This window comes from Gordonia sp. IEGM753 (assembly GCF_050321825.1).
Lineage (GTDB): Bacteria > Pseudomonadota > Gammaproteobacteria > Pseudomonadales > Pseudomonadaceae > Aquipseudomonas.
The window spans coordinates 87,956-112,733 of record NZ_JBNQGB010000003.1; the positions used below are offsets into that span (position 1 = coordinate 87,956).

The 24,778-nt window shown below is 58.7% G+C and carries 24 protein-coding genes; 14 read left to right on the plus strand and 10 right to left on the minus strand.

What is annotated here, in order from left to right; all coding sequences use genetic code 11:
• Nucleotides 1-12: 12 nt before the first annotated feature.
• Entirely contained in the window at nt 13-684 is a 672-nt protein-coding gene (locus ACQR3R_RS17350) for an NAD(P)H-binding protein (protein ID WP_428273615.1), read from the plus strand.
• Here ACQR3R_RS17350 and ACQR3R_RS17355 read toward each other — a convergent pair.
• On the minus strand, nt 671-1,621 hold the full coding sequence (locus tag ACQR3R_RS17355; RefSeq protein ID WP_428273617.1) for a choline sulfate utilization transcriptional regulator: 951 nt from the start codon (nt 1,619-1,621) through the stop codon (nt 671-673). The genes ACQR3R_RS17350 and ACQR3R_RS17355 overlap by 14 nt on opposite strands.
• Before the next feature lie 114 nt (nt 1,622-1,735).
• Between ACQR3R_RS17355 and betC the strand changes: the two genes are divergently transcribed.
• The 3 genes from betC (at nt 1,736) to ACQR3R_RS17370 (ending at nt 5,941) form a co-directional block, all read left to right on the plus strand.
• Complete coding sequence (gene betC, locus ACQR3R_RS17360) at nt 1,736-3,244, plus strand: choline-sulfatase (protein WP_428273619.1); 1,509 nt, start codon at nt 1,736-1,738, stop codon at nt 3,242-3,244.
• 16 nt (nt 3,245-3,260) lie between these two features.
• Nucleotides 3,261-4,181, plus strand: coding sequence for a choline ABC transporter substrate-binding protein (gene choX, locus ACQR3R_RS17365; RefSeq protein WP_428273621.1), 921 nt, complete (start codon nt 3,261-3,263; stop codon nt 4,179-4,181).
• 191 nt (nt 4,182-4,372) lie between these two features.
• Nucleotides 4,373-5,941, plus strand: coding sequence for a SulP family inorganic anion transporter (locus ACQR3R_RS17370; RefSeq protein WP_428273623.1), 1,569 nt, complete (start codon nt 4,373-4,375; stop codon nt 5,939-5,941).
• 28 nt (nt 5,942-5,969) lie between these two features.
• Here ACQR3R_RS17370 and aroE read toward each other — a convergent pair whose 3' ends face one another.
• Nucleotides 5,970-6,791, minus strand: a complete 822-nt coding sequence (gene aroE, locus ACQR3R_RS17375) for a shikimate dehydrogenase (protein ID WP_428273625.1) — start codon at nt 6,789-6,791, stop codon at nt 5,970-5,972.
• A gap of 13 nt (nt 6,792-6,804) precedes the next feature.
• Nucleotides 6,805-7,719 carry an oxygen-dependent coproporphyrinogen oxidase gene (gene hemF / locus ACQR3R_RS17380; RefSeq protein ID WP_428273627.1) on the minus strand — a complete coding sequence of 305 codons (915 nt, stop codon included), beginning with the start codon at nt 7,717-7,719 and terminating at the stop codon, nt 6,805-6,807.
• A 180-nt stretch (nt 7,720-7,899) separates the two neighbouring features.
• On the opposite strand from hemF, the gene ACQR3R_RS17385 reads away from it, so the two are divergent.
• Nucleotides 7,900-8,877, plus strand: a complete 978-nt coding sequence (locus ACQR3R_RS17385) for an NADPH:quinone reductase (RefSeq protein ID WP_428273629.1) — start codon at nt 7,900-7,902, stop codon at nt 8,875-8,877.
• A 115-nt stretch (nt 8,878-8,992) separates the two neighbouring features.
• Here the strand turns inward: ACQR3R_RS17385 and ACQR3R_RS17390 are convergent, their stop codons facing one another.
• From ACQR3R_RS17390 to ACQR3R_RS17400, 3 genes are all read right to left on the minus strand, one after another.
• Nucleotides 8,993-9,550 carry an L-threonylcarbamoyladenylate synthase type 1 TsaC gene (locus ACQR3R_RS17390; RefSeq protein ID WP_428273631.1) on the minus strand — a complete coding sequence of 186 codons (558 nt, stop codon included), beginning with the start codon at nt 9,548-9,550 and terminating at the stop codon, nt 8,993-8,995.
• Between the two features lie 54 nt (nt 9,551-9,604).
• Entirely contained in the window at nt 9,605-10,711 is a 1,107-nt protein-coding gene (gene dprA, locus ACQR3R_RS17395; RefSeq protein ID WP_428273633.1) for a DNA-processing protein DprA, read from the minus strand.
• 79 nt (nt 10,712-10,790) lie between these two features.
• On the minus strand, nt 10,791-11,816 hold the full coding sequence (locus ACQR3R_RS17400) for a LysM peptidoglycan-binding domain-containing protein (protein WP_428273635.1): 1,026 nt from the start codon (nt 11,814-11,816) through the stop codon (nt 10,791-10,793).
• Nucleotides 11,817-11,985: 169 nt separating this feature from the next.
• Here ACQR3R_RS17400 and def point away from each other — a divergent pair, with 169 nt between their 5' ends.
• The 5 genes from def to ACQR3R_RS17425 all read left to right on the plus strand — a co-directional run bounded on the left by def (nt 11,986) and on the right by ACQR3R_RS17425 (nt 16,712).
• A complete protein-coding gene (gene def, locus ACQR3R_RS17405; RefSeq protein WP_428273637.1) occupies nt 11,986-12,492 on the plus strand; it encodes a peptide deformylase in 507 nt (168 codons plus the stop codon).
• 70 nt (nt 12,493-12,562) lie between these two features.
• Nucleotides 12,563-13,522, plus strand: coding sequence for a methionyl-tRNA formyltransferase (gene fmt / locus ACQR3R_RS17410; protein WP_428273639.1), 960 nt, complete (start codon nt 12,563-12,565; stop codon nt 13,520-13,522).
• Entirely contained in the window at nt 13,519-14,829 is a 1,311-nt protein-coding gene (gene rsmB / locus ACQR3R_RS17415; protein ID WP_428273641.1) for a 16S rRNA (cytosine(967)-C(5))-methyltransferase RsmB, read from the plus strand. Before fmt ends, rsmB begins: the two co-directional genes overlap by 4 nt.
• A 22-nt stretch (nt 14,830-14,851) precedes the next feature.
• On the plus strand, nt 14,852-16,225 hold the full coding sequence (gene trkA, locus ACQR3R_RS17420) for a Trk system potassium transporter TrkA (protein WP_428273643.1): 1,374 nt from the start codon (nt 14,852-14,854) through the stop codon (nt 16,223-16,225).
• A gap of 172 nt (nt 16,226-16,397) precedes the next feature.
• The gene (locus ACQR3R_RS17425; RefSeq protein WP_428273645.1) at nt 16,398-16,712 is read left to right on the plus strand and encodes a tetratricopeptide repeat protein; all 315 of its coding nucleotides are present in this window, start codon (nt 16,398-16,400) and stop codon (nt 16,710-16,712) included.
• Here the strand turns inward: ACQR3R_RS17425 and ACQR3R_RS17430 are convergent, their stop codons facing one another.
• The 3 genes from ACQR3R_RS17430 to tag form a co-directional block, all read right to left on the minus strand.
• Nucleotides 16,713-16,952, minus strand: coding sequence for a hypothetical protein (locus ACQR3R_RS17430; RefSeq protein WP_428273647.1), 240 nt, complete (start codon nt 16,950-16,952; stop codon nt 16,713-16,715).
• 71 nt (nt 16,953-17,023) lie between these two features.
• Nucleotides 17,024-17,911 carry a lysophospholipid acyltransferase gene (locus tag ACQR3R_RS17435; protein ID WP_428273649.1) on the minus strand — a complete coding sequence of 296 codons (888 nt, stop codon included), beginning with the start codon at nt 17,909-17,911 and terminating at the stop codon, nt 17,024-17,026.
• Between the two features lie 40 nt (nt 17,912-17,951).
• Nucleotides 17,952-18,509, minus strand: a complete 558-nt coding sequence (tag, locus tag ACQR3R_RS17440) for a DNA-3-methyladenine glycosylase I (protein WP_428273651.1) — start codon at nt 18,507-18,509, stop codon at nt 17,952-17,954.
• Between the two features lie 81 nt (nt 18,510-18,590).
• On the opposite strand from tag, the gene glyQ reads away from it, so the two are divergent.
• The 4 genes from glyQ (at nt 18,591) to ACQR3R_RS17460 (ending at nt 23,001) form a co-directional block, all read left to right on the plus strand.
• Nucleotides 18,591-19,544, plus strand: coding sequence for a glycine--tRNA ligase subunit alpha (gene glyQ / locus ACQR3R_RS17445; protein ID WP_008155694.1), 954 nt, complete (start codon nt 18,591-18,593; stop codon nt 19,542-19,544).
• Nucleotides 19,541-21,595, plus strand: coding sequence for a glycine--tRNA ligase subunit beta (gene glyS / locus ACQR3R_RS17450; protein ID WP_428273654.1), 2,055 nt, complete (start codon nt 19,541-19,543; stop codon nt 21,593-21,595). Before glyQ ends, glyS begins: the two co-directional genes overlap by 4 nt.
• 10 nt (nt 21,596-21,605) lie before the next feature.
• On the plus strand, nt 21,606-22,139 hold the full coding sequence (gene gmhB / locus ACQR3R_RS17455) for a D-glycero-beta-D-manno-heptose 1,7-bisphosphate 7-phosphatase (protein ID WP_428273656.1): 534 nt from the start codon (nt 21,606-21,608) through the stop codon (nt 22,137-22,139).
• An 82-nt stretch (nt 22,140-22,221) separates the two neighbouring features.
• Entirely contained in the window at nt 22,222-23,001 is a 780-nt protein-coding gene (locus ACQR3R_RS17460) for a 1-acyl-sn-glycerol-3-phosphate acyltransferase (protein WP_428273658.1), read from the plus strand.
• 180 nt (nt 23,002-23,181) lie between these two features.
• On the opposite strand, the gene ACQR3R_RS17465 is transcribed toward ACQR3R_RS17460, so the two are convergent.
• Complete coding sequence (locus ACQR3R_RS17465; protein WP_428273660.1) at nt 23,182-24,753, minus strand: ATP-binding protein; 1,572 nt, start codon at nt 24,751-24,753, stop codon at nt 23,182-23,184.
• Between the last annotated feature and the right edge of the window lie 25 nt (nt 24,754-24,778).

A 24,778-nucleotide genomic window follows, 5' to 3' on the forward strand; every position in this document is an offset into this window, starting at 1 on the left:
GGAATGTCAGCCATGAAAAATGCCGAAACCCCCGTCGTGAAAGTGGTGCTATATGGTGCCATGAGTAGCCTGGGCAGTGCGCTGATGGCTGAAATGCTGCGGCGCCAGCACGAGGTCATCGCGATACTGGATGACTTGACCGCGCTCGCGCCACGCCCGGGTTTGCGAACCAAGACTGGCGATTTGTTTGACGCTGAACGGGTAAAGCAAAGCGTAGCGGGCTGTTCGGCCGTCATTTGTTTGTTAGACGCGCCAGGCCTGCCGTTCAGCAGCGAGCAGGTGGAAAAAACCATCGTGCCGGGTCCTGTGGAGCAAGTGCTGGCGGTTGATGCGCTGATAGACGGGATGCAAGCGGCAGGCATTACCCGACTGTTTTTGGTGGGCGATTTCGAGGTGCTGGACGAGCCGGAGATAGAAGACCGCTTGCAACGCCATGCCGCCGAAGAAATACGCGAAGCCCTGCAGAGCAGCCCATTGCACTGGACATTGGTGAACGCGCCGCGTGGAACGCCAGGTTTGACGATCGAGCATTTCAGCCACGTAAGCCATAGTCTGGAACCGGGCCTTGCCGAACCACTGGAGCGCTTGAACCGCGCCGCCGTGGGCATTACTGATGAACTGCGCCTGAACCTGCACGTCGGACAGCACGTCAGTTTCGTCGCAGCTGACGCTATACAGCGATAGACGGCAACGGTAGGCCATTGAGTGATTGTGCGCTGCTGGCTTGCTCCGCCATCAGCCAGTCGACAAATTGCTGGATCAACGCACCGCGCCTTTTGCGTTGCGGCAGAACCACGTAATAGCCAAGTCGTGAAATAACCGTCTCGGCTATCGGTCGACATAACAAACCCTGTGCCAGCAAGTTATCCACAAGGTGCCGCCAACCGATGGCCACGCCTTGTCCGCCAATCGCTGCTTGAATCAGCAGGGTGTAATTGTCGAAACGCAATTGCCCCGGCGCGGGTGCTGCGGCAATCCCCAATTCGCGAAACACGCCGCTCCAGTCAAACCAGTTGCTGCCGTTTTCGCCACGCAAATGCAGCAACGGGAAATCCAGCAATGACTGCGCGGGCAGCGGCAGACGTTGATCGTGTAGCAGCAACGGACTGCACACCGGAAAAACTTCTTCACTGAACAACCAATGGCTTTGGCCTTGCTTGAAGCGCCCCTCGCCGAACAGCACGGCCACGTCTATATCGGAGCGCAGCATGTTGTGGCTGCGCTCGCTGGTGACCAGGCTGACATCAACGTGGGGATTGGCGGCGTGAAAACGGTGCAGGCGCGGCATCAGCCAATACGCGGCGAATGCAAAATCGGTAGCTACCTGCAGTACCTCATGGTGATCCTGCGTACTGATCGCGCTCAAGCCTGCGTCTATATTCTGCAAACCGAGCTGAACTTGCTCGAAAAGTATCGCCCCTGGCTCGGTTAATTCTATGCCGCGGTAGATTCGGTCGAATAACCGTGTGGCGAGTTGTTCTTCCAGCCGTTTGATCTGCTGGCTGATCGCCGGTTGCGTGGTGCCCAGTTCGACCGCGGCGGCGGTGAAGCTGCGCTGACGGGCGGCCGCTTCAAAGGCTCGCAACAAATCGAGGGACAAATCGCCAAGGGCTTCATACATAAGCTGTGCTTATCCTAGTCATTGCCTGACATGGGCTTTACCGCAAACAACATGGGATCCATGCTCGATCGCAGCACTGTCGCATAAATATTTACTATGGAATGCCGCGATCACATGAAGCGCAAGAATATTCTTTTCATCATGGCCGATCAGATGGCCGCGCCAATGTTGCCGTTCTACGGCCCTTCGCCCATCAAATTACCTAATTTAAGCCGCCTCGCCGCCGAAGGCGTGGTGTTCGATGCCGCCTATTGCAACAGTCCGTTGTGCGCGCCCTCACGGTTCACCCTGGTCAGCGGTCAACTGCCGAGCAAGATCGGCGCCTACGACAATGCAGCGGATTTCCCCGCCGACGTACCGACTTATGCGCATTACCTGCGGCGCCTCGGCTACCGCACTGCGCTGTCCGGCAAGATGCATTTCTGTGGCCCGGACCAACTCCACGGTTACGAAGAACGCCTGACCAGTGATATTTACCCAGCGGATTATGGCTGGTCGGTCAACTGGGATGAGCCGGATGTACGTCCGACCTGGTACCACAACATGTCGTCGGTGTTGCAGGCCGGGCCTTGCGTGCGCACCAATCAACTGGATTTCGACGAAGAGGTCGTGTTCAAGGCCCAGCAATACTTGTTCGATCACATCCGCGAGGATGGCGATCAGCCGTTTTGCCTGACCGTGTCGATGACTCATCCACATGACCCGTACACCATTCCCAAAGCTTTCTGGGACCTGTACGACGACGCCGACATTCCGATGCCTGAAACGCCCGCACAGTCCGAGCTTGATCCGCACTCCCAGCGTTTGCTCAAGGTGTATGACTTGTGGGACAAGCCGCTGCCTGTGGATAAGATTCGCGATGCACGCCGAGCCTATTTCGGAGCTTGCAGCTATATCGACAGCAACGTCGGCAAACTCCTGCAAACACTCGAAGAAACAGGGCTGATTGACGACACCATCATCGTTTTCTCTGGCGACCATGGCGACATGCTCGGCGAGCGAGGGCTCTGGTACAAAATGCACTGGTACGAAATGGCCGCTCGCGTGCCGCTGTTGATCAGTGCACCGGGCCAGTTCGGGGCCGGGCGAGTCAGCGCCGCCGTGTCGACCGCAGACCTTTTGCCAACCTTTGTCGAATTGGCGGGCGGCTCGCTGGAGCCGGGCTTGCCGATGGATGGCCGCTCGCTGGTTTCGCACCTGCAAGGGAGGGGCGGACACGACGAGGTTTTCGGCGAATACATGGCTGAGGGCACTATTAGCCCACTGATGATGATTCGACGCGGCGCTTACAAATTCATCTACAGCGAAGACGACCCTTGCCTACTCTTCGACCTACACAATGACCCGCGTGAACAGGAAGAACTCAGCCAGACCCATCGACCGTTGTTTGATGAGTTTCTCGCTGAAGCACGGGCTAAATGGAACATTCCGGCGATACACCAACAGGTGCTCGCAAGCCAGCGTCGTCGGCGTTTTGTTGCCGACGCGCTGACTGTCGGCAAGCTGAAGAGCTGGGATCACCAGCCACTGGTGGACGCCAGTCAGCAGTACATGCGCAACCATATCGACCTTGATGATCTGGAGCGCAAAGCACGTTATCCACAACCCTGCCAAAACCAATAATGTTAAGGGGAAGTCCATGCAAAGGTTATCCACAGTACTGACGGTTGCGATGCTGGCCATGAGCAGCGCTTCGGCTTTTGCCGATCAAAGCTGCGACACGGTAAAAATGGCTGACCCTGGCTGGAGCGACATCGCCGCGACCAACGCCATTACCGGATTCCTGCTCGACGGCATGGGCTACAAGGCCAAGGTCGACACGCTCGCCGTGCCGATCACCTTTGGCGGCTTGAAGGATGGCCAGGTCGACGTGTTTCTAGGTAACTGGATGCCCGCGCAGCAAGGCTTCTACGATAAGTTCGTGGCCACCGGCGACGTGACGCAACTGGCGAAGAACCTCGACGGCACCGAGTTCACACTGGCGGTGCCGGATTACGTCTGGGATGCGGGTGTGCATAACTTTGCCGACCTGAACAAATTTGCCGACAAGTTCGACAAAAAAATCTACGGCATCGGTTCTGGCGCTCCGGCGAATATCTCTCTTCAAGACATCATCAAGAAGAACGATTTTGAGCTGGGCCAGTGGAAACTGGTGGAGTCCAGCGAGCAGGCCATGCTGGCCGAAGTCTCACGCGCGGTGAAAAAACAGAAGTTCGTGACCTTCCTCGGCTGGACCCCGCACCCGATGAATGTGCAGCTAAAAATGCATTACCTGAAGGGCGGCGAGAAATACTTTGGCGACACCGGCAGCGTTTATACACTGACCCGCAAAGGTTATGCACAGGCCTGCCCGAACGTCGGCAAGTTGCTGACCAACCTGACGTTTACCCAGGAAATGGAGAACAGCATCATGGCCGACGTGGTGAACAAGAAAGTCAGCAATGCAGACGCGGTCAAAACATGGATCAAGGCGAATCCGGCCGTACTGGATAAATGGCTGGAGGGCGTGACGACAGTGGATGGCAAGGACGCGTTGCCGGCGGTTAAAGCCAAGTTGTAACGGTTACCTGTGGCGAGGGAGCTTGCTCCCGCTGGAGTGCGCAGTGCTCCCAAATCGACAAACGCGGCTTGTCATTCTCACCGAGTTTTCCAATTTGCGGCTGTTACGCAGCCGAGCGGGAGCAAGCTCCCTCGCCACAATGTTCAATTGGTCCTGATACTCTTGCGCCAAAACCCCACCCGAGAGGACCCATGGCCTTTCCCAGCCGCCATTCACTCTTTCCCTTCCTCAGTTGGTTGCCTCGGCAAACCCGCGCCAGCGTCGGGCGCGACCTGATCGTCGGCCTCAGTGGCGCGATTCTCGCGTTGCCACAGTCCATTGCCTACGCATTGATCGCCGGTCTCCCACCGGAATACGGCTTGTACGCCGCCATAATCCCGGTGCTGATCGCCTGTCTGTGGGGTTCGTCCTGGCATTTGATCTGCGGTCCTACAGCGGCCATTTCCATCGTCCTGTACGCCAGCGTCAGCCCGTTGGCCGTGCCGGCGTCACAGGACTACATCACTCTGATCCTGCTTCTGACGCTGCTGGCAGGCATTTTCCAATGGCTGTTGGGCATGTTGCGCTTCGGCGCGTTAGTGAATTTCGTTTCGCATTCGGTGGTGCTGGGTTTCACGCTCGGTGCGGCAGTGGTGATTGCCATCGGGCAATTGCCCAACCTTTTAGGCCTGGACTTGCCCGGCAAAGCCACGGCACTCGACAGCTTCATGACGTTGTTGCACCACCTCGGCGAGGTGGATAAACCCTCTCTTGCACTGGGCCTGGCGACAGTGGTGGTAGGCGCCACCCTCAAATGGCTGCTGCCACGCTGGCCGACGCTGCTGATCACGCTGCTGCTGGGCGGATTGCTGGTGTGGCTGTGGCCCTCGATGTTCGGCCACGTGAAACTGGTGAGTGCCTTCGTCGGGCGCTTACCGCCCTTCAGCCCGGTGCCGCTGGACCTGGAGCTGATCTTGCGTTTGCTGCCCAGCGCGGTGGCGGTAGGGATGCTTGGGCTGGTAACCAGCCTGTCGATTGCCCGTTCTTTGGCTGCGCGTTCGCAGCAATTGCTCGATGCAAATCAGGAGGTCCGTGCTCAGGGCCTGTCGAATATCGTCGGTGCGTTTTTTTCCGGCTCCCTGTCGGCCGGATCGTTCACTCGCTCGGGCCTGAGCTACGAAGCAGGTGCCTGCTCGCCGTTGGCTGGCGTGTTCTCGGCGTTATGGGTGGCCCTGTTTGCGATTTTTGGCGCGGCGCTGATCTCGCACATTCCGATCCCGGCAATGGCCGGCAGTATTCTGCTGATTGCCTGGGGATTGGTCGACCATCGTGGCATTCGCGCCTTGTTGCGGGTCAGCCGCGCCGAATTCGTGGTGATGGCCCTGACCTGTGTCGCGACCTTGCTACTGGAGTTGCAGACCGCCATTTATGCGGGGGTGCTGGCGTCGTTGTTTTTCTATCTCAAGCGCACGTCACAGCCGCGTGTGCAGCATTGGCGTGAAGGCGATGAAGACATTTTGCGGGTGGGCGGCTCGATATTTTTCGGCGCCAGCCATTACCTGCAAGTGCGCCTGCAGCGCATGCACGGCGCACGCGTGGTGATCGAAGCCCAACAGATCAACTTCATCGACTACTCGGGTGTGGAAATGTTGCACCAGGAAGCACGACGCTTGCTCAAGCAAGGTCGCAGCCTGACCCTGCGCCAAGCGCGGCCGCAGGTGGTTGATGAGTTGAGAAAGCTTGAAGGTCCGGAGAAATGCCCGATTCGTTTCGAAGACTGAAACCTGTGGGAGCTTGCTCCCACACGGGTTACTGGGCCAATTGACGGCGCAATTCAGCCAGCACCGGCGCAGTATCCGGGCGCACGCCGCGCCACAGCAAAAAGGCCTCTGCCGCTTGCTCGGCCAACATCCCCAAACCATCCATCGACACTGCCGCGCCATGCTCCGTAGCCCAGCGGCAGAAAGGTGTGGGCTCCTTGCTGTACATCATGTCGTAGCAAACCGTTTTGCCGGGCGCGATCAAACTGCTGGCAATCGGCGGCACCTCGCCCGAAAGACTCGCCGACGTTGCGTTGATGATCAGGTCCACCGGTTCGCGCAGCCAATCAAAGCCACTGGCGGATACCGGGCCAAGGTCAGCAAACAGTTCGGCCAACAACTCGGCTTTTTCCACGGTGCGGTTGGCGATGATCACTGAAGCAGGTTGCTCGGCCAGCAAGGGTTCCAACGCGCCACGTACCGCACCGCCAGCACCCAGCAACAGGATGCGTTTGCCCTTGAGGCTGACACCGGCATTGACCGTAAGGTCGCGGACCAGGCCTGCGCCGTCGGTGTTATCACCCAACAGAGTGCCATCGGCGAGTTTGCTCAGCGTGTTCACCGCGCCTGCCCGTTGGCCTCGTTCCGTCAGGCTGTTGGCCAGGCGAAAGGCCTCTTCCTTGAACGGTACCGTTACATTCGCCCCACGACCTTCAAGAAAAAACGCCCGCGCGCAGCCGGAAAAGTCGTCGAGCGGCGCCAGCAACGTGCTGTAGTCCAATTGTTGATGGGTTTGCTCGGCGAACAGTCGGTGGATCAATGGCGACTTGCTGTGGCCAATCGGGTTGCCAAATACGACGTAACGGTCCATCAGAACTCCTCGTTCAGGCCTTGGCCAACCAATCGCGGTCTTGCAGGAAGTATTCAGTCAACCGCGCTTCTTCGCTGCCCGGCTCGGCTTTCCAGTCGTAGCTCCAGCGCACTTGGGGTGGCAGCGACATGAGAATCGACTCGGTACGCCCGCCCGATTGCAGGCCAAACAGTGTGCCGCGGTCGTAGACCAGGTTGAACTCGACATAACGCCCGCGCCGGAACTCCTGGAATTCGCGCTGCCGGGCCGTGAATGCTTCATTTTTTCGGCGCTGCACGATAGGCAGGTATGCATCGATGAACGCGTCGCCGATAGCGCGCATGAACGCGAAACTGGTGTCGAAATCCCATTCGTTCAAATCATCGAAGAACAGCCCGCCAATGCCACGCGGTTCCTGGCGATGCTTGATATGAAAGTAGCTGTCGCACCAGGCTTTGTAACGCGAATACACGTCCGCACCGAAAGGAGCGCATGCCTGCTCGGCCACTCGATGCCAATGCACGCAGTCTTCTTCATTGCCGTAGTAAGGCGTCAGGTCGAAACCACCGCCGAACCACCAGACCGCTTCCTCGCCTTCTTTTTCCGCGATGAAAAAGCGTACGTTGGCGTGGGAAGTCGGTACATGCGGGTTGTGTGGATGAATGACCAACGACACGCCCAGGGCTTCAAAACCACGGCCGGCAAGCTCTGGCCGGTGGGCGCTGGCGGACGGTGGGAGGCCGCTGCCAAAGACATGGGAAAAATTGACGCCGCCCTTTTCGATGATGGTGCCGTTTTCAATCACGCGCGTGCGACCGCCACCGCCAGCAGGCCGGGTCCAGGCGTCTTCGACGAATCGGGTGCCGCCGTCTTCAGTTTCCAGAGCCGCGCAAATGCGGTCTTGCAGGTCGAGCAGGTAGGCTTTTACGGCCTCGGTGCGGGTAGTCATGGCATCACCTTGAATCGGGCAAAGCTACGCGGCGCTCCATCAGAGCGGGGGGCCGGCGCAAATGGGCGCGTAGCATAACATCGCAGGTGCACCCGCCGCAGTTGACGAAGATCAACGTTGAGCGTTCGATAGGCAGCTTCGTGCTACAACTCTCGTACCCAGGATTTTAGGAGTAGGCAGATGGCAAAGCGTATCCAGTTCCGCGCCCATGGCGGCCCCGAAGTGCTCGAATATGTTGATTACCAGCCCGCCGAGCCCGGCCCGCTACAGGTGCGCGTGACGAACAAGGCCATTGGCCTGAATTTTATCGACACCTATTTTCGCAGTGGACTCTACCCGCCGCCTGCGTTGCCATCCGGCCTGGGCGCTGAAGGTGCCGGTGTGGTTGAAGCGGTGGGCGGCGAAGTTACCCGCTTCAAAGTGGGTGACCGCGTGGCGTATGGCAGCGGCCCGTTGGGCGCCTACAGCGAGGTTCACGTATTACCTGAGGCTAATCTGGTGCTCCTGCCAGACGCCATCAGCTTCGAACAGGCTGCCGGCGTGATGCTCAAGGGTCTGACCGTGCAATACCTGCTACGTCAGACCTATGAACTCAAGGCTGGCGAAACCATTCTGTTTCACGCGGCTGCGGGCGGCGTCGGCTCGCTGGCTTGCCAATGGGCCAGGGCGTTGGGCGTAAAGTTGATCGGCACGGTCAGCTCTCCAGAGAAAGCGGCGCTGGCCAAAGCCAATGGCGCTTGGGCCACCATCGACTACAGCCACGAAAACGTTGCACAACGCGTACTCGAATTGACTGACGGCAAAAAAGTCCCGGTGGTTTATGACGGCGTCGGCAAAGACACGTGGCTAACGTCGCTGGACAGCGCCGCGCCACGTGGCCTGGTGGTCAGTTTTGGTAATGCGTCAGGTGCGGTGGATGGTGTGAACCTGGGCATTTTGTCGGCGAAAGGTTCGCTTTACGTCACCCGGCCAACGCTGGCGACTTATGCCAACAACGCAGAAAACCTGCAGCGGATGGCCGATGAGTTGTTCGAGATGATCAGCAGCGGCAAGCTGCACGTGGACATCAGCCAGAAATACCCGTTGGCTGAGGCGGCGAAGGCACAGACCGAGCTGTCGGCGCGGCGGACGACGGGTTCGACTGTTTTGTTGCCTTGAGGACGCCATCGCGAGCAGGCTCGTTCCCACATTGGATCATTGTCGAACGCAAAACCTGCGTTCACTGGAGATCTCTGTGGGAGCGAGCCTGCTCGCGATTGGCAGCACTACGGTCTCAATCCGGACGAATGACGTTCCCGGTTGCTACATCGCGAATCACGCTCGGGTTTTTACGCCCGCCCAGATTTCCGCCCAATATAAAATCCACCTGGCCGCGGAAGTACTGCTCCACACGAATTCGCGTGCGCGCTGCTGGTCGTCCTTGAGGGTTGGCCGACGTGGAGATCAGCGGACCGACCAAGGCACACAAATCCCGGACCTGCGGGTGATCGCTGACGCGCAGCGCCACCGTTTCATGCACGCCGGTAATCCACTGCGGCAACAGATTCTGATGCGGCACCAGCCAGGTATTGGGCCCGGGCCAAGTGCTGGCCATGCGATCCATCCACAGTTCCGGGAAGTCTTCGAAGAGGAAGTCGAACTGACGAATGTTGTCGGCGACCAGAATCAGCCCCTTCTCCACGGACCGGCCCTTTATCAGCAGCAAACGTTCCACAGCCTCTTCGTCCCACGGGTCGCAACCCAGTCCCCACACGGCTTCGGTCGGGTAGGCAAGCACTGCCCCTGCGCGAATACCTCGTGCGGCTTGTTGCACGCGCCAACTGTTGACCATGAAAAATTCTCCGGAAAAAGGCTCTGCGCAGTTTACCGATGTTCCCCGTAAAACCTAGCTCACCCGTGCAAACCAGCGCCCGTTTTCGCAGACTGCCCGGCCATCCATTTCAAGTTCCGTGAGCGACGCCAGCACTTTAGACAAGGTCCAACCACTGGCACCGACCAGCGATTCACTGGTTTGAGGCGCTGCGTGCAACAGTTTCAGCAATGGATGGCTCACCCTGATTGACGGCGCTTCGGCGGATACCGCCAACCGTTGCCAGCCGCGCAAGGCTTCCAGGATGTGCTCGATGGTTTCCACCAACACAGCACCATCGCGGATCAATCGATGGCAGCCCTTGGCGCCAGGATGATGAATCGAACCCGGAATCGCATACACCTCACGGCCCTGTTCAGCCGCCAGTCGCGCGGTAATCAGCGAACCGCTGGCCATACTGGCCTCGACCACCAGCACACCGACGGACAAACCGCTGATGATTCTATTGCGTCGAGGGAAGTTAGCAGCGCAAGGCGCGGCGTCCAGCGGGAACTCGGAAACCACGGCGCTGCCCGAGGCGATCATGGCCTCCGCGAGGCTGCGATTGCGCTGTGGATAAAAATTTTCAAGCCCGGTGCCCAGCACGCCGACAGTTTGCCCGCCCACATCCAGAGCAGCCTGATGTGCGGCGGCATCGATACCCAACGCCAAGCCGCTGGTAATGACAAAACCGGCGCCGGCCAAACTACGCGAGAACGCAGCAGCGGTGTCCATGCCCGGCCGTGATGCTCGACGGCTGCCGACCATCGCCAACTGCGGTTTTTCCAGGATGCCCGGATCACCCGCAACAAATAACAGCGGCGGCGCATCGCTGATTTCCGCTAGCAATGCCGGGTAGTCTGGCTGGTCCCACATCAGTAAATGCTGGCCCGGACGCTCTAGCCAGGCCAATGCATGGCTCGCGCCGTCACGTATATCGGTGGAGCGCCTGGCCTCCGCGCAGGCAAATGGCATACCCAACGAGCGCCAGGCACTCGCTGGCGCGCTGAGTGCTTTGGACGCCGAACCGAAGGCTTCAAGCAACTTTTTGAAACGCATCGGACCCAATTCAGGTAAACGATGCAGACGTAAACGAGCTTCCAGTTCCGCAGGCGAAACCGGTGTAGCAGCAGACAGCGACATGGATCATCCTTGATCGTTATGAGCCCCGTACAAACGGGAATAAGCTGTGGATAACTCTGTTGGTAACTTGTAGAGCTAGCTAAGGATTTTGCACCTTGTCCATCACGGCCAACGACCGCGATGCATTCAGCACCAACCCGTAGCTGAGTTTGTCGTAAGTGCGGAAAACCATGAGTAACCCGGCTCGTTCATCAGGAATTTTCAACGGTTGGCCGGTGATGCGATCACGCACGGTTTCGCCGGTTTTCATCACCACCAGTACATTGCCCTCGGCAAGCCCATCGCGCTGCCCCTTGTTCAGCGTCACCACATCCAATGCGCCGATCTGGGTGACACCGCGTGGGACATCAATGATTAGCCCATGGATGCTGGTGTTCGGCGCGCTGGGCATGAAGGTCGAATTGATCGAGCGTTCTTCACCGCTGAACAAGCGGTCGCCCAGGCGTACTTCCTGAGTGGTTCGTTGCAGCGCCAGCGTCGCGACATCGCCTTCGGTAGCGACGATTTCGCCCCCGCCGATGTCATCGGCGTTGATCCCCAAAAACTCCTTGGTCTGTGGATCGGTGTAAACCTTGCCCTGGCGGAAGATCCCGTACACCGGCTGATTCGGATCGAAATGGCCACGGGCAAAGATGCGATCACCGGTGCCACTGAGCACGCGCTCGGCATCCCCGGCGACGATGTAGGGCGCCTTGTCGAAGTCCTCGGCCTTGTCGACGATGCGGTTACTCAGCAAAAAGCTGTTGATCGATTGCAGCGGGATACTCGCGATTGCATCGGCCACCGGTGAACTGCGGATGCGCGGCGACAGTTTGATAGTGCCGCGTGAAGCGCCTCGATTGAGCGTCAGCCGTGGCTGGCCGTTGACGTAGACCAGCGACAACACGTCGCCGGGATAGATGAGATTGGGGTTTTCAATCTGCGGATTGGCTTGCCATAGCTCTGGCCACTTCCATGGCTCGCGCAGGAATTTTCCGGAAATGTCCCAGAGTGTGTCCCCCGCTACCACTGTGTATTGCTGTGGAAAACCTTCCCTGAGTTGCACTTGCCCATGCGCGAAACCGGCCGAGGCCAGAAGGAGCAGGGCGAGTAGTGATTTCCTCATGCGGTGAATCCCTTTATTATGTGCGTTCGCGTGAAACGCTTGAGCCTTCGTGGCTCGCTCCCGGCACTTCTTGTAAAGAAGGGAGCTACGCTTCACAACGGTAGCCTGCATCTTCGGACCCGCCAGGCCATCGACCCGACTTTACCTCACACGTGCAGCAAATAAGCTTATGGCCATTTTAGACATCCTCGAATTTCCCGACACGCGCCTGCGCACTATTGCCAAACCTGTGGCCGTAGTGGACGACGAAGTGCGCCAGTTGGTCGATGACATGTTTGAAACAATGTATGAAGCGCCAGGCATCGGCCTCGCTGCGACCCAGGTCAACGTGCACAAGCGTATCGTGGTGATGGACCTTTCCGAAGATCGCACCGAACCCCGGGTGTTCATCAACCCCGAGTTCGAATCGCTGACCGACGAGATGGAGCAATACCAGGAAGGCTGCCTGTCTGTGCCAGGCTTCTACGAAAACGTTGATCGCCCACAGAAGGTCAAGGTAAAAGCCCTGGACCGCGACGGCAAGCCTTATGAACTGATCGCCGAAGGCCTGCTCGCCGTGTGCATCCAGCACGAATGCGACCACCTCAACGGCAAATTGTTCGTCGACTACCTGTCCAACCTCAAACGCGATCGAATCAAGAAGAAACTGGAAAAGCTCCATCGCCAGAACGCTTGATGCCCTCCTTTCAAAGGCTTGCTGCGGCAAGCCTTTTTCTTTTGCGACTGCTTTGTAATAGAGAGTTTCCATGACTGAGCCACTGCGCATCGTCTTTGCCGGCACCCCGGAATTTGCCGCTGAACACCTCAAGGCCCTGCTCGACAGCCCTTACGAGATTGTTGCGGTCTACACCCAGCCGGACCGTCCGGCGGGTCGTGGGCAAAAGCTGATGCCAAGTCCGGTCAAGCAGTTGGCGCTGGAAAACAGCCTCCCGGTGTTACAGCCACCCACACTGCGCAATGCAGATGCCCAGGCTGAAATGGCCGCGCTGAAGCCCGATTTGCTGGTGGTGGTCGCTTATGGCCTGATCCTGCCGCAAGTGGTGCTGGATATCCCGCGCTTGGGTTGCATCAACAGCCACGCCTCCTTGCTGCCACGCTGGCGGGGCGCCGCGCCGATCCAGCGCGCGGTAGAAGCAGGCGACAGCGAAAGCGGTGTGACCGTCATGCGCATGGAGCTGGGCCTGGACACGGGTCCGATGCTGCTCAAGGTCAGCACCCCGATTACGGGTGACGACACCGGCGGCAGTCTTCACGATCGTTTGGCGGAACTGGGGCCACCGGCGGTGATTCAAGCCATTGCCGGGCTCGCGGCCGGAACGCTGGAGGGCGAAGTGCAGGACGACAGCCTCGCCACTTATGCTCATAAATTGAACAAAGACGAAGCGCGCATCGACTGGAGCCGTCCGGCCGTGGAGCTGGAGCGCCTGGTGCGCGCCTTTAATCCATGGCCGATCTGCCACAGCACGCTGAACGGCGAAGCGCTGAAAGTGCTGGCAGCGAAACTCGCCGAAGGGCAGGGCGCGCCCGGTGAAATCCTCAGCGCCAGCAAGGACGGCCTGATCGTCGCCTGCGGTGAGCAAGCCTTAAGCCTGACCCGCCTGCAACTGCCCGGGGGTAAACCGCTGAACTTCAGCGATGTGTTCAACAGCCGTCGTGAAAAATTCGCGGTCGGAACGGTGCTTGGCCAAACGGCAGATGCGCAATGAACCCGCGTCTGGCCGCCGCCAAGGCACTTGCTGCTGTTCTTAGCGGAAAAGCCTCGCTCAACAGTTCGCTGCCGACGCAAATGGACAAGGTTGAGGACCGTGATCGCGGCTTCACTCAAGACCTGGCGTTCGGCACCGCTCGCTGGCAGCCGCGGTTGTCGGCGCTGGCGGCCAAGTTGCTGCAAAAACCGTTCAAAGCGGCCGATGCGGATGTCGAGGCGTTGCTGCTGGTGGGCCTGTACCAACTGCTCTACACCCGCGTTCCGGCCCACGCCGCCATCGGTGAAACCGTGGGCTGCGCCGACAAGTTGAAAAAGCCATGGGCCAAAGCCTTGCTCAACGCTGTCCTGCGTCGCGCCCAACGTGAGAGTGAAGCGCTGCTGGCAGAGTTGGAACACGACCCTGTCGTGCGCACCGCTCACCCACGCTGGCTGCAAAAATCGCTGAAGGCATTCTGGCCACAACAGTGGGAAGCCATTTGCGCGGCGAACAATGCACACCCGCCGATGATCCTGCGGGTCAACCGTCGTCATCACACCCGAGACGCTTACCTCGGTTTGCTGACCGGTGCCGGGATCGCCGCCACACCGTGCGTTTACAGTCCGGACGGCATCATTCTCGACACCGCTGCAGACGTGCGCAGCCTGCCGGGCTTCGTTGAGGGCTGGATCAGCGTGCAGGACGAAGCGGCGCAACTGGCCGCCGATTTGCTGGACCTGGCACCCGGCCAACGGGTGCTCGACGCCTGCTGCGCACCCGGTGGCAAGACCTGCCACATCCTTGAAGCCGAACCGGCACTCGCCGGCGTGGTGGCCGTGGACCTCGAAGCCAAACGTCTGGTGCGGGTGCGGGAAAACCTTGCGCGCCTAGGCCTCAGCGCCGAGCTGATAGCTGCGGACGGTCGCGATACCGCCACGTGGTGGGATGGCAAACCGTTCCAACGCATTTTGCTCGATGCGCCATGCTCGGCGACTGGCGTGATCCGTCGTCACCCCGACATCAAGTTGACCCGCCAACCCGACGACATCGCCGCACTGGCGGTGCTGCAAGGCGAACTGCTCGACGCCCTGTGGATAACCCTGGAAGTCGGCGGGATTTTGCTATACGCCACCTGCTCCACATTGCCGACCGAGAACACCGAAGTCATCGAAGCGTTTTTGGCTCGCACCCCGGGTGCTCGTGAGCTGGACCTCGCCACTGCAGCAGGCATCAAGCAACCGCATGGTCGCCAATTGCTGGCACAGGAAGGCGGCCACGATGGTTTCTACTACGCCAAGCTGATCAAGATCGCCGCCGCGCGCGGTTAAATGGATTCAATGGAGTGACTGGATGAAAATCATCATCCTCGGTGCGGGGCAGGTTGGCGGTTCGCTGGCGGAACACCTGGCCAGCGAAGCCAACGACATTACCGTGGTCGATACTGATAGCGAGCGTTTGCGTGACCTCGGTGACCGGCTCGATATCCGCACGGTTCAGGGCCGCGGCTCCTTGCCGACAGTGCTGCGCCAGGCTGGCGCGGACGATGCCGACATGCTGGTGGCTGTCACCAATAGCGACGAAACCAACATGGTTGCCTGCCAGGTCGCTCACACCCTGTTCCACACGCCGACCAAAATTGCCCGCGTGCGCGAAGCGGCCTACCTGACCCGCGCCGAACTGTTCGATAACGAAGCGATTCCGGTGGACGTGCTGATCAGCCCGGAACAAGTGGTGACCAATTACATCAAGCGCTTGATCCAGCATCCCGGCGCGTTGCAGGTCATCGACTTCGCTGAAGGCAAGGCGCAACTGGTGGCGGTGAAGGCCTATTACGGCGGCCCTTTGGTGGGCCAGCAACTGCGTCAGTTGCGCGAACACATGCCCAATGTCGAAACCCGGGTGGCGGCGATTTTCCGACGTGACCGGCCGATTTTGCCGCAAGGCGATACGGTGATCGAAGCCGATGACGAAGTGTTTTTCATCGCCGCCAAAGCGAATATTCGTGCGGTGATGAGCGAAATGCGCCGCCTCGATGAAACCTACAAGCGCATCGTGATTGCCGGCGGCGGGCAAATAGGCGAACGCTTGGCCGAGGCTATCGAGAGCCGTTACCAGGTCAAAATAATCGAGATGAACCCGGCACGCTGCCGGCATCTGTCAGACACGCTGGACAGCACCGTTGTGTTGCAGGGCAGTGCATCGGACCGCGATCTGTTGCTCGAAGAAAACATCGCTGATGCTGACCTGTTCTTGGCACTGACCAACGACGATGAAGCCAACATCATGTCTTCATTGCTGGCCAAGCGTTTGGGCGCGAAGAAGGTGATGACGATCATCAACAACCCGGCCTACGTTGATTTGATTCAGGGCGGCGACATCGACATCGCCATCAGCCCACAATTGGCCACCATCGGCACCTTGCTGGCGCATGTGCGGCGCGGCGACATCGTGAGTGTGCATTCGCTACGCCGTGGCGCGGCCGAAGCGATTGAGGCGATTGCCCACGGCGACGCGAAATCGAGCAAGGTCATTGGCAAGGCCATCGAGAACATTGGCTTGCCCCCGGGCACTACGATTGGCGCGATCATTCGTGATGAAGAAGTGATCATTGCTCACGACGACACGGTGATCGAAGCGGGCGACCATGTGATTCTGTTCCTTGTGGATAAAAAGCACATTCGGGATGTTGAGAAGCTGTTTCACGTGGGGCTGAGCTTCTTCTGATCCAGATATTCTGGTGTCTCAAGTTGCCTCATCGCGAGCAGGCTCGCTCCCACAGGGTTCTGCGCCGCACACCCAACTACTGTTCACTGAAGATCTACTGTAGGAGCGAGCCTGCTCGCGATAGCGGCGTCGCAGAGAATATTCCTTCTGACACACCTCAATAGGAACGACCATGATCGAATCCCTGGAAAAAATGCTCGCCAAGGGTGTGGATAACGCTTTGCTCCGGTTTGGCTTGGGCAAGGGCTACCTGGATCTTGGGGATAACGCCAAGGCCGCCAAGCATTTTCAGCGCTGCGTTGCGTTCGACCCGAAGTATTCGGCGGCGTGGAAGCTGTTAGGCAAAGCGCACGTGGCACTCGCGGACTATCCCGCTGCACGTCAGGCTTGGGAGCAAGGGCTTGAGGCCGCGCGAGCGCATGGCGACAAGCAGGCAGAGAAGGAAATGACGGTGTTTTTGAAGAAGCTCGAACGCCAGGCGCTCTGATCACAGATAGCGCAAACCGATTCCATCGGCATCCACCAATATCACTTCCATCAACACCCGCGGTGCGCTGGTGGGCAAGTCCTGGACCTGGCCGTACACCATCGCGCCCGGGAGTAATGCGGACAACATCGGGTGCTTGACGTAAACCCCGGTGGTCGAGAGGTTGCGGGTTTGGCCCAAGCATTCACCGAAGCTGTGATGGCTGATCTTGATTCGAAACGATTTACGATGTTCGGACATCTTCTGCGCCCTGTACGTGTCAACTGTGGATAACCTTGATCGAAAAGTTATCCACAGATCATGCCAACAGCCTAATACCAGCGCTCTTCGCCCGGCGGACGCTTCTTGAATCGCTTCATGCTCCACATGTATTGGCTCGGATAAGCCGCCACATAGCGCTCGACGACTTTGCTCATGGCGGCACAGGATGTTTCGGTGTCAGTGCTGTACATGGCGTCCGGCGCAGCTTCCAGGATGACCTTGTAGCCTGAACCGTCCGGCAATCGCAGGGCATGCAGGAACACACCGACCGCTTTACCGCCAGCGAGCATGTTGGGCACAAATTTGCTGGTAAGAGCCTGGGTCGCAAAGAACGGCACGAAGATACCGGCAGATTCGGCCGGTTCCGGGTCAGCGGGAATGCCCACTGCACCACCTTTGCGCACTTCCTTGATCACACTCAGTATGCCTTCCTTGGTCGACGCCGCGACGCGGTTGCCCAATTGCACGCGTTGCTTGCGCAGCAAATCGTCGACGGCCTTGAGCTTGGGCGGGCGATAGAAAATGATCGGTTTGCATTGGCTGCAGTAGAAGTGGTTCAGCACTTCCCAGTTGCCCAGATGGCTGGTGATGCCGACCACACCTTTGCCGGACGCGAGGGCTTGCTTCAACACGTCGAGGCCTTCGACTTCACGTACCAGATCGATGGAACGTTGAGCCGGCCAGATCCACGCGCAGGCGCTTTCGGTCAGTGACTTGCCGATGTCCTTGAGGCTTTGGCCAACCAGACGCTCGCGTTCGGCGGGGTCCATGTCGGGGAAGCACTTCGACAGGTTGATCCGCACCACATCGCGGGAACGGTTGGGGGTTTTCCACATGAGCCAGCCAATCGCCGACCCCACCGCCTGCACTGCCCGCCACGGAAGCAGGGCAAACAGCCGCAGAGCGCCTACCAGCAAGGCGCCTTTAAACTTATCCACAGGTCACTCCTGATTTTGTGCTGTGCGCGAGTCGACCATTCTAACCACCGTTCGCCAAAGTCGCGTAACGATCACAGTCCTGGGTGTGGTCCATGACCATCCCCGACGCCTGCATCAACGCATAACAAATGGTCGGGCCGACGAACGTGAAACCAGCCTTTTTCAGGCCTTTGCTCATCTCTACCGCGACCGGGGTGATGGCCGGAACCTGGCTACGGTCCTTGAAATGATTGATCACCGGTGTGTTGCCGACGAACGACCAGAGAAACGTCACCGGGTCCTCCAGCGCCAGCCAGGCTTGGGCATTGCGCCGGGCCGCGTTGAGTTTCAAGCGGTTGCGGATGATGCCGGGATCGAGCATCAATTCATCGATTTCGGCATCGCTCATCTGCGCCACGCGCTGCACGTCGAAGCCGAACAGCACCTCGCGATAACGCTCACGTTTACGCAGCACGGTGATCCAGGAAAGGCCGGCCTGGAACCCTTCGAGCAAAAGCAACTCGAACAAACCCTGCGCATCGCGTAGCGGCGTGCCCCACTCGTGATCGTGATAAGCCATGTACAGCGGATCTTCGGAACACCAAAAGCAGCGTGGCATAAGGCTCCAGGGGGCGTGCGCAGCAACGAATCGGGTATACTCCCGCTCTTTAAATCGCAGCCCAAGAAACAGGTGAATTTCGTGAGCCAGCCTACGCCAGCCGTGCGTACCTTCCAAGACTTGATCCTCGCCCTCCAGCAATACTGGGCCGAGCAAGGTTGCGTGGTACTTCAGCCCTACGATATGGAAGTAGGCGCCGGCACTTTCCACACAGCCACGTTCTTGCGGGCCATCGGCCCGGAAACGTGGAACGCCGCTTATGTGCAGCCCAGTCGTCGCCCGACTGACGGCCGCTACGGCGAAAACCCGAACCGTCTGCAGCACTACTATCAGTTCCAGGTAGTGCTGAAGCCGAACCCGGACAACTTCCAGGAACTGTACCTGGGCTCCCTCAAGCACGTCGGCCTGGACCCGTTGGTCCACGACATTCGCTTTGTTGAAGACAACTGGGAATCGCCAACCCTGGGCGCTTGGGGCCTGGGCTGGGAAGTCTGGCTGAACGGCATGGAAGTGACCCAGTTCACTTACTTCCAGCAAGCGGGCGGCATCGAGTGCTACCCGGTGACCGGCGAGATCACCTATGGTCTCGAGCGCCTGGCCATGTACCTGCAAGGCGTGGATTCGGTCTACGACCTGGTGTGGGCTGACGGCCCAATGGGCAAAGTCACCTACGGCGACGTGTTCCACCAGAACGAAGTCGAGCAGTCGACCTACAACTTTGAACACGCCAACGTCGAGAAGCTGTTCGAGCTGTTCGATTTCTACGAAAGCGAAGCCAAGCGCCTGATCGAACTCGACCAGCCGCTGCCGTTGCCGAGCTACGAAATGGTGTTGAAGGCCTCCCATACCTTCAACCTGCTGGATGCGCGCCGGGCAATCTCGGTGACTGCGCGTCAGCAATACATTCTGCGTGTACGCACCCTGGCGCGTTCCGTTGCGCAAGCCTACCTGCTGGCTCGCGCCAAGCTGGGCTTCCCGATGGCGACCCCGGACCTGCGTGATGAAGTGTTGGCTAAGCTGGAGGCTGCACAATGAGTGCTCTGGATTTCCTGGTTGAATTGGGCACCGAAGAACTGCCACCCAAAGCCCTGAACACCCTGGCCGATGCGTTCCTGGCCGGTATCGACAAAGGCCTGCAAGCGGCCGGTCTGAACTACGAAGCCAAAACCGTTTACGCCGCACCGCGCCGTCTGGCCGTGCTGATCACCGCGCTGGCCACCCAGCAACCGGATCGCAGCATCAACCTCGACGGCCCGCCACGTCAGGCCGCGTTTGACGCCGATGGCAACCCGACTCAAGCAGCGCTTGGCTTTGCCAAGAAGTGCGGTGTCGACCTGAGCGAAATCGATCAGAGCGGCCCGAAACTGCGTTACAGCCAGAGCATCGCCGGCAAACCGACCGCGAGCCTGCTGCCGACCATCGTCGAAGATTCCCTGAACGACTTGCCAATCCCGAAACGCATGCGTTGGGGTGCTCGCAAGGAAGAATTCGTTCGCCCGACCCAGTGGCTGGTCATGCTGCTCGGTGACCAGGTCATCGATTGCACGATTCTCGCCCAGAAGGCTGGCCGTGATTCGCGTGGTCACCGCTTCCATCACCCGCAAAATGTACGCATCAGCGCACCGGCCAACTACCTGGCCGACCTGCGTGCTGCCTACGTTCTGGCCGATGCCAACGAGCGTCGCGCAATCATCAGCAAGCGCACCGAAGAACTCGCGACCTTGCAGGAAGGCACGGCCATCGTTCCGCCAGCCTTGCTCGATGAAGTGACCGCGCTGGTTGAATGGCCGGTGCCGCTGGTGTGCTCGTTCGAAGAGCGTTTCCTCGACGTGCCGCAAGAAGCATTGATCACCACCATGCAGGACAACCAGAAATACTTCTGCCTGCTGGATGCCGACGGCAAGTTGCTGCCTCGTTTCATTACCGTGGCCAACATCGAAAGCAAAGACCCGCAACAGATTATCGCCGGTAACGAGAAAGTGGTTCGTCCACGCCTGACCGACGCCGAGTTCTTCTTCAAGCAAGACAAGAAGCAGAAACTCGAAGATTTCAACCTGCGCCTGCAAAACGTGGTGTTCCAGGAAAAACTCGGCAGCGTCTACGACAAGGCCGAGCGCGTATCCCGACTGGCCGCATTCATTGCTCAGCGCATTGGCGGCAACGCAGCCTGGGCATCCCGTGCGGGGCTACTGTCCAAGTGCGACCTGGCGACCGAAATGGTCGGTGAGTTCCCGGAGATGCAAGGTGTCGCCGGTTATTACTACGCCCTCAATGACGGCGAGCCGGAAGAAGTCGCCCTGGCGCTGAACGAGCAATACATGCCTCGCGGTGCCGGCGCTGAGCTACCAACCACATTGACCGGCGCGGCCGTGGCCATCGCTGACAAACTCGACACCCTGGTCGGCATCTTCGGCATCGGCATGCTGCCAACCGGTAGCAAAGACCCGTATGCACTGCGCCGAGCAGCGTTGGGTGTGCTGCGCATCCTGATCGACAAGAAGCTCGACCTCGACCTGAACGACGCCGTAGCGTTTGCGGTGAACGCGTTCGGTACCAAAGTCAAAGTGGCCGGTCTCAATGAGTCGGTGCTGGAATTTGTCTTCGACCGTCTGCGGGCGCGTTACGAAGACGAAGGTGTCGATGTGGCGACCTATCTGTCGGTGCGTGCGTTGAAGCCGGGTTCGGCGCTGGATTTCGATCAGCGTGTACAAGCTGTTCAAGCGTTCCGCAAATTGCCTGAAGCGGCTGCGCTGGCAGCGGTCAATAAGCGTGTTTCGAACTTGCTCAGCAAATTTGAAGGTTCGGTGCCGACCGTCGTTGAAGCCAAGTACTTCGACAATGCCAACGAGTTCTCCTTGTACTCGGCAATCCAGCAAGCTGACCAAGCCGTACAACCGATGGCCGCTGCGCGCCAGTACAGCGAATCGCTGGCTCGCCTGGCGGCCCTGCGTGAACCCGTGGATGCATTCTTCGAAGCCGTGATGGTCAACGCGGATGACGCCAATGTGCGCGCCAACCGTTATGCACTGCTGTCGCGCCTGCGTGGGCTGTTCCTCGGTGTCGCTGATATCTCGCTGCTGGGCTAAGGAGCTGCTGTTGAAACTGCTGATTCTCGATCGGGACGGGGTGATCAACTACGACTCCGACGCTTACATCAAATCGGTTGAGGAGTGGTTACCGCTCCCCGGCTCGATCGAGGCCATTGCGCAGTTGAGCAAGGCCGGCTGGACGGTAGCTGTGGCAACCAACCAGTCTGGCATCGCTCGCGGCTATTACGACATCGCCACCCTGGACGCCATGCACGAGCGCTTGCGCTCGCTGGTGGCGGAGCAGGGCGGTGAAGTCGGGCTGATCGTTTACTGCCCGCACGGGCCAGACGAAGGCTGCGAGTGCCGCAAGCCAAAACCCGGCATGTTGAAATCCATTGCCGCACATTACAACGTACCGCTGACGAATCTATGGTTTGTTGGCGACAGTCTCGGTGACCTGGAAGCCGCCAAAGCCGTCGATTCTCAGCCCGTTTTGGTAAAGACCGGGAAAGGCGAAAAGACTCAGGGCTTGACCCTACCGGTAGGCACCTTGATTTTTGACGATCTGGCGGCGATTGCCGCAGAACTTATCCACAATTAGAGCGTTTTCGAGATTCCTGACCAAGGATTGATCGGGATTGCGCTTTATAAAGACGGGCAGAGCCCGCACGGTAAACGTCACCATGTCGATACTGCAGGCCATCAGAACCTTCCTCTTTTACCTGTTGCTGGGCACCAGCTCTTTGCTTTGGTGCAGCCTGAGCTTTTTTATCGCGCCTTTTCTACCGTTCAAGGCACGCTATCGCTTCATCAATGTTTACTGGTGCCGCTGCGCCTTGTGGCTCAGCAAGGTTTTCCTTGGCATCAGCTACGAAGTGAAGGGCGCCGAAAATGTGCCCGAGCAGCCCTGCGTGATTCAGTCGAACCACCAGAGCACCTGGGAAACTTTTTTCCTTTCCGCTTACTTCCAGCCGTTGAGCCAAGTGCTCAAGCGGTCGCTGTTGTTCGTACCGTTTTTCGGTTGGGCCATGGCCATGTTGCGGCCTATCGCCATCGACCGTGACAACCCGAAAGCGGCACTCAAGCACGTGGCGAAGAAGGGCGATGAACTGCTCAAGGACGGTGTTTGGGTACTTATCTTTCCTGAAGGCACTCGCGTTCCGTACGGTACTGTCGGCAAATTCTCTCGGGGTGGCACAGCGTTGGCCGTCAATGCCGAGCTCCCCGTGTTGCCGATTGCGCACAATGCCGGAAAGTTCTGGCCGAAAACCGGCTGGGCAAAGAAGCAGGGGGTTATCACGGTGATCATAGGTCAACCGATGTATGCCGAAGGCAGCGGCCCACGTGCTATTGCAGCGCTAAACGATCGTGTTCAAGCGTGGAACGAGCAGATGCAGCGTGAAATGGGCTCACTTCCACCGGCTCCTGAAGCTCCGCCCGCCAGTGATCAAGTGGCTGTCTGAGATTCTGTGGATAACCTGTGTACCGTTTGTTCAAAAAGTGGCTAAATTCGTTTTTAAATGACTGATTTAAATACATATTTCTTAAGCTCATAAAAATCGAAAAAAGGTGCATAAGTTTTTTCGGACGTAAAAAAACCGGCGAATATAGCCGGTTTTTTCATGCCTGCAATCTGGCGCTGTTCACGCTTGGTGCACAGGGAAATACAGACTGAAGCGTGTACCCTGTCCGACCACACTCTGGCATTCAATTCGCCCGTGGTGGCGGTCGACCACAGCCTTGACCATCGACAATCCCAAGCCAATTCCGTCAATGCCCTGGGCCGACGAAAAGCGCCGGTATTGGCTAAACAGTTCGGGCAATTCTTCAGCGGCAATCCCTTTACCCTGATCCCACAAATCGCATTGCAGCCAACCGTCGTTGCAGCTGACCTGAACCCGAATCATGGTATCGGCGGGACTGTACTTGATGGCGTTTTCCAGCAAATTGAACAATGCCCGCGTCAGCAATGCCTGGTCTGCCATGATCAGCGTTTCCTGCGCCTGATCATCCACGTCGTGGATCAATTCGATCCGCTTCAACTGAGCGATCATCAGCGCCTGGTCAAAAACATCCATCACCAGCATCGCGAACAGGCTCGGCTGAAATTGATAGGCTTCTGATTCAGCTTTGGCCAATTGCACAAAGCCGTCCGTCAGCTCAAGCGCCCGACGCACCTGAAGCTCAATTTGATCAAACAATTGCACATCGCCGCCGACCTGATGCCGATGCACATCAAGCAACGCAAGAATGGCTGAGTGGGGTGCCCGAAGGTCATGCGACAGGAAACGCAGCAGCACACTGCGTTGCTCTTCAGCATCACGCTCCACACTCAAGTCGGTAAGGCTCAGTAGCCAGCCGACGGGGACTTCTCCCTCCACAGGCAACAGCGCCGCTCGCTCAAGACGCAGGCTGCGCCCCTTGATATCCCGGAACTCCAGCAATGGCAGCGTAGACAAAAGCGGCCTGCTTGCGACGTCTTGCAGTTCTGGATAACCGAGTTTCGCCAATTGTCTCAGCACATCATCCCCGCCCAGGTCGCAGCCAAACAGTTCGCGAGCCTTGCGATTGCCCAGCAAAATCCTGCCGTTGGGATTGCTGATCAATGTTGCGACCGGCAGGTATTCAAGACCGTCCGCGATAAAACGGCGTGTGTCGCGTGTACGGCTCATGGCTTGTTCCAGCGCCATGATTTGCCCCTGCAAGCGGTCGCCGGTAAAGCGCACGTGGCGGCGTTCGGGAAAGACCTTCGGCTCGTCGTCCAGTCGCGCAAGTTCCCAACCGAAATAGGTCAGCACCACGCTAAGACGTCGCCAGTTCCAGATCAAATAACCGAACAACATGCCCAAAAGACTCGCGCCAGGCGACCACCACCATTGCAACTGAGCCAAGCCGATACTTGCCAACAACGCGCAACCCATTCCACCCACGGTCAGCCACAAAGCCCAACGTGGGCGCAGCAATAGCAAACCGAGAACACAGGCCACCAGAAATGCCGAGAGCAGTGCCGACTGAACACCCGAACCGTACAGGCGGCTGGTCGGGTCGTTGTAAGAGAGGAGGGCGGTGAGGGGCAACAGCAGCAAACTTATCCACAACCATTCACGCACCAGTTGCCGGAAAAGGCGCTGAACCTGCGTCGGCTCGCGACTTTCCCGACGACGCTCACTGCTCGCTGGCGAAGGAGGTTTGGCGGGGGGAGGAATTTCGTTCATCAATCAAAGGTCTTAGTGCGAGATT

Coding starts and splice junctions, on each gene's coding strand:
- ACQR3R_RS17350 (WP_428273615.1), top strand. CDS start 13: ATGAAAAATGCCGAAACCCCCGTCGTGAAAGTGGTGCTATATGGTGCC.
- ACQR3R_RS17355 (WP_428273617.1), bottom strand. CDS start 1,621: ATGTATGAAGCCCTTGGCGATTTGTCCCTCGATTTGTTGCGAGCCTTT.
- betC (WP_428273619.1), top strand. CDS start 1,736: ATGAAGCGCAAGAATATTCTTTTCATCATGGCCGATCAGATGGCCGCG.
- choX (WP_428273621.1), top strand. CDS start 3,261: ATGCAAAGGTTATCCACAGTACTGACGGTTGCGATGCTGGCCATGAGC.
- ACQR3R_RS17370 (WP_428273623.1), top strand. CDS start 4,373: ATGGCCTTTCCCAGCCGCCATTCACTCTTTCCCTTCCTCAGTTGGTTG.
- aroE (WP_428273625.1), bottom strand. CDS start 6,791: ATGGACCGTTACGTCGTATTTGGCAACCCGATTGGCCACAGCAAGTCG.
- hemF (WP_428273627.1), bottom strand. CDS start 7,719: ATGACTACCCGCACCGAGGCCGTAAAAGCCTACCTGCTCGACCTGCAA.
- ACQR3R_RS17385 (WP_428273629.1), top strand. CDS start 7,900: ATGGCAAAGCGTATCCAGTTCCGCGCCCATGGCGGCCCCGAAGTGCTC.
- ACQR3R_RS17390 (WP_428273631.1), bottom strand. CDS start 9,550: ATGGTCAACAGTTGGCGCGTGCAACAAGCCGCACGAGGTATTCGCGCA.
- dprA (WP_428273633.1), bottom strand. CDS start 10,711: ATGTCGCTGTCTGCTGCTACACCGGTTTCGCCTGCGGAACTGGAAGCT.
- ACQR3R_RS17400 (WP_428273635.1), bottom strand. CDS start 11,816: ATGAGGAAATCACTACTCGCCCTGCTCCTTCTGGCCTCGGCCGGTTTC.
- def (WP_428273637.1), top strand. CDS start 11,986: ATGGCCATTTTAGACATCCTCGAATTTCCCGACACGCGCCTGCGCACT.
- fmt (WP_428273639.1), top strand. CDS start 12,563: ATGACTGAGCCACTGCGCATCGTCTTTGCCGGCACCCCGGAATTTGCC.
- rsmB (WP_428273641.1), top strand. CDS start 13,519: ATGAACCCGCGTCTGGCCGCCGCCAAGGCACTTGCTGCTGTTCTTAGC.
- trkA (WP_428273643.1), top strand. CDS start 14,852: ATGAAAATCATCATCCTCGGTGCGGGGCAGGTTGGCGGTTCGCTGGCG.
- ACQR3R_RS17425 (WP_428273645.1), top strand. CDS start 16,398: ATGATCGAATCCCTGGAAAAAATGCTCGCCAAGGGTGTGGATAACGCT.
- ACQR3R_RS17430 (WP_428273647.1), bottom strand. CDS start 16,952: ATGTCCGAACATCGTAAATCGTTTCGAATCAAGATCAGCCATCACAGC.
- tag (WP_428273651.1), bottom strand. CDS start 18,509: ATGCCACGCTGCTTTTGGTGTTCCGAAGATCCGCTGTACATGGCTTAT.
- glyS (WP_428273654.1), top strand. CDS start 19,541: ATGAGTGCTCTGGATTTCCTGGTTGAATTGGGCACCGAAGAACTGCCA.
- ACQR3R_RS17460 (WP_428273658.1), top strand. CDS start 22,222: ATGTCGATACTGCAGGCCATCAGAACCTTCCTCTTTTACCTGTTGCTG.
- ACQR3R_RS17465 (WP_428273660.1), bottom strand. CDS start 24,753: ATGAACGAAATTCCTCCCCCCGCCAAACCTCCTTCGCCAGCGAGCAGT.